The organism is Treponema sp. UBA7570 (assembly GCA_002477955.1).
In the GTDB taxonomy this organism is placed as follows: Bacteria; Spirochaetota; Spirochaetia; order Treponematales; family Treponemataceae; genus Treponema_D.
The window spans coordinates 1-3,123 of record DLLE01000002.1; the positions used below are offsets into that span (position 1 = coordinate 1).

Here is a 3,123-nt window from a genome sequence, read left to right on the forward strand (position 1 = left end):
TTGTCAGAAAAGCCGATGAGCGATGTTGACATCACAGGAAAACTCGAAAAACCGCTCGCTTCGCTCCGAAAAACTTACGCTAAAACCGTAAAAAAAGTGACGGAAGACACAAGCAATCTTGACTTCAACGTTGCAATCAGCCAGATGATGATTTTTGTGAACGAGGCTTCAAAGCTCGACTCAATTCCAAAAGCGATGTGGGAAGGCTTTGTTCTCATGCTCTCGCCTTACGCTCCTCACCTTGGAGAAGAGCTGTGGCAGAAGCTCGGACACACAAAAACAAACGCTTACGAGAAATGGCCGACATTCGATGAAAGCTACTGCAAGGACGACACAAAGGAGTTCCCGGTTATGATAAACGGAAAGCTCCGCGCAAAGTTCGAGGCTGCAGCCGACACAGACAGCGCGACACTCGAAGCCCTCGCAAAAGAAACAGACGGCTTTAAAAAGTTTACCGACGGAAAAACAGTCGCGAAGATAATTGTAGTTCCAGGAAAACTCGTAAACGTCGTTGTAAAATAATTATCGTAAAAAATTAAAAAATTATCTAAAAACAATAAATATTTATTGACAAACGATAAAAACTCCTGTACAAATAAAAGTATAGGAGTTTTTTATGAACAACAGAAATATCAGTAAAATTACAAAAATCGTTTCAAAAATCTTTGAAATCTTGTTTCTTTTTAGTTCCGCCGCAATGATTGTCGCAACAGTGTTCTCATTTGTAATTCCTGAAAAATTCGGAAATTTTCTTCTTGAGTCAGTTGGAAACGGAACAATCGCCACAAATGGATTTGAAATTGAAATCGCTGATCAAAATGGAAATCTTATTCCAAGCGCGGTAAAAATTTTCGCTTTTGCAGGAATTTTTACAATGCTCTGCATGACAATGATTTTCAGAAATATTTATCTTATCATCCAAACATGCGAAGGAAAAACATGGTTCAGCAAGGGAAAAACGCCTTTTCAAAAAGACGTTGTAAGAATGGTCAGAGAAATCGGAATTTTCAGCATTATGATTCCTTTCATAGGTTTTGTAATGAGTCTGATTGCCCGAATTTCTCTCGGTGTTGATGCGTGCGAAACGAGCGTCCAGATTGTTGGAATTGCAATGGGAATCGCAATGATTTGTTTTTCAGAAATTTTTGCATACGGAATCAAACTGGAAGAAGAAGTTGAAGGACTTGTCTAGGGAACAAAAATGGGAAAAATCATTTTGCATCTTGACCGTGTAATGGTTGAACAAAAAATTTCTGTAAATGAACTTGCCGAAAAAGTCGGAATCACAAATGTGAATCTTTCAAAACTGAAAAATAACAGAGTTACGGCAATCCGCTTTTCGACATTGGAGGCACTTTGCAGAGTTTTAAAATGCCAGCCGGGAGATATTCTAGGCTACGAGGAATAGATACTTTTCGAGACTGTTAAATCCTTTCAGTAAATTCAGCAGGTTGTTATGCGGGGCAAACCCGCTTGAAGCTTATCTTTCGCTAACAAAATTCCATTCTCTCTTCTTGATTCTCTTTTGAAAAACCAATATATTAGCCCTGTAATTAGCATTAGCTAACATTTTCTTTTCAAGGAGAAAGCTATGAAATCAACAAAAATCGTAAAAGTTATCGGACGCGAGATTATCGACTCGCGCGGAAACCCGACTGTGGAAGCGGAAATTCATCTTGAAGACGGAACTGTCGCGCTTGGAGCCGCTCCGTCCGGAGCCTCAACAGGCGAATTCGAGGCGCTGGAGCTTCGCGACGGAGACAAGTCAAAATTCGGCGGAAAAGGCGTTTCAAAGGCCGTCGCAAACGTGAACGGCGCAATCGCCAGCGCAATTGTCGGGCTTGACGCGGCAGACACATACAAGGTTGACGGCGCAATGCTCAAGGCTGACGGCACAAAGGACAAGTCAAACCTTGGAGCAAACGCGATTCTTGCAGTCTCAATCGCATGCGCGCGGGCGGCGGCAAACTCGCTCCAAATTCCTCTCTACAGATTCTTGGGCGGAGTTCAAGGAACAAAGCTTCCAGTTCCGATGATGAACATCTTGAACGGCGGAGCGCACGCGGACAGCGCGGTTGACACTCAGGAATTCATGATTATGCCGGCAGGCGCGCCTTCGTTCAAAGAGGGATTGAGATGGTGCACGGAAGTTTTCCACAAGCTCCACGACCTAATCAAGAAAATGGGAGACGTTACTGCAGTCGGAGACGAGGGCGGATTTGCGCCTAACAAGCTCGGAAGCGACGAGGAGGCAATCGAAAAAATTCTCGAGGCGGTTGAGGCGGCAGGCTACAAGCCGGGCAAGGACTTCTTGATTGCGATGGACGCGGCTTCTTCCGAATGGAAGTCTCCGAAAGGAAAAGGATTCTATCATCAGCCGAAGTCAGGAAAGGACTTCACGACGGACGAGCTTATCGCGCACTGGGAAAAGCTCGCCAGCAAGTATCCGATTGTCTCGATTGAGGACGGGCTTGACGAGGAAGACTGGGAAGGCTGGGTAAAGATGACAGAAAAACTCGGAAAGAAAGTCCAGCTCGTAGGCGACGACCTTTTCGTTACAAACGTCGAGCGGCTTTCAAAGGGAATAAAGATCGGGGCTGGGAACTCAATCCTTATCAAGCTGAACCAGATTGGCTCTGTCTCAGAAACGCTTGAGGCAATCAAGATGGCGCACAAGGCGGGCTACACAGCAATCGCTTCCCACCGCTCAGGCGAAACAGAGGACACAACAATAGCAGACCTTGCAGTAGCTCTCAACACCTGCCAGATTAAGACAGGCGCGCCAAGCCGCACAGAGCGCGTGGCAAAGTACAACCAGCTTCTGCGCATTGAAGAGGAGCTTGGTGACGCTGCCTGCTACCCTGGATTTGAGGCGTATAATATTAAGAAATAGAAAAAAGAAATTACATTATTGAGTTATAAAAAAGCCTGGACTGAAAACTGCTTTTACAGTTGAGGAACGGGCCTTTTTAATCAGGCAGAGTAATAAGTTTTGGGGATTCTGCTTAACAGGCTCTGATTCCTAATATAACTTCTGATGACATTAAAGCTAAATTCTAGCAGTCGTCAATGCTGTTAGATGTCTGCAATCAACCTACGTTTTGACAGCTATCAATATTGTTA

The 3,123-nt window shown here is 44.5% G+C and carries 4 protein-coding genes; all 4 read left to right on the plus strand.

What is annotated here, in order from left to right; all coding sequences use genetic code 11:
* A partial coding sequence (locus B4N75_RS00135) for a class I tRNA ligase family protein (protein WP_296706228.1) occupies positions 1-522 on the plus strand: 522 nt, incomplete at its 5' end.
* A 94-nt stretch (positions 523-616) separates the two neighbouring features.
* Positions 617-1,192 carry a hypothetical protein gene (locus B4N75_RS00140; protein ID WP_296021462.1) on the plus strand — a complete coding sequence of 192 codons (576 nt, stop codon included), beginning with the start codon at positions 617-619 and terminating at the stop codon, positions 1,190-1,192.
* Positions 1,193-1,201: 9 nt separating this feature from the next.
* Positions 1,202-1,408: a helix-turn-helix domain-containing protein gene (locus B4N75_RS00145; RefSeq protein WP_296021468.1), complete on the plus strand. Its 207-nt coding sequence runs from the start codon at positions 1,202-1,204 to the stop codon at positions 1,406-1,408.
* 183 nt (positions 1,409-1,591) lie between these two features.
* On the plus strand, positions 1,592-2,893 hold the full coding sequence (eno, locus tag B4N75_RS00150) for a phosphopyruvate hydratase (RefSeq protein WP_296706231.1): 1,302 nt from the start codon (positions 1,592-1,594) through the stop codon (positions 2,891-2,893).
* The last annotated feature ends 230 nt before the right edge of the window (positions 2,894-3,123 follow it).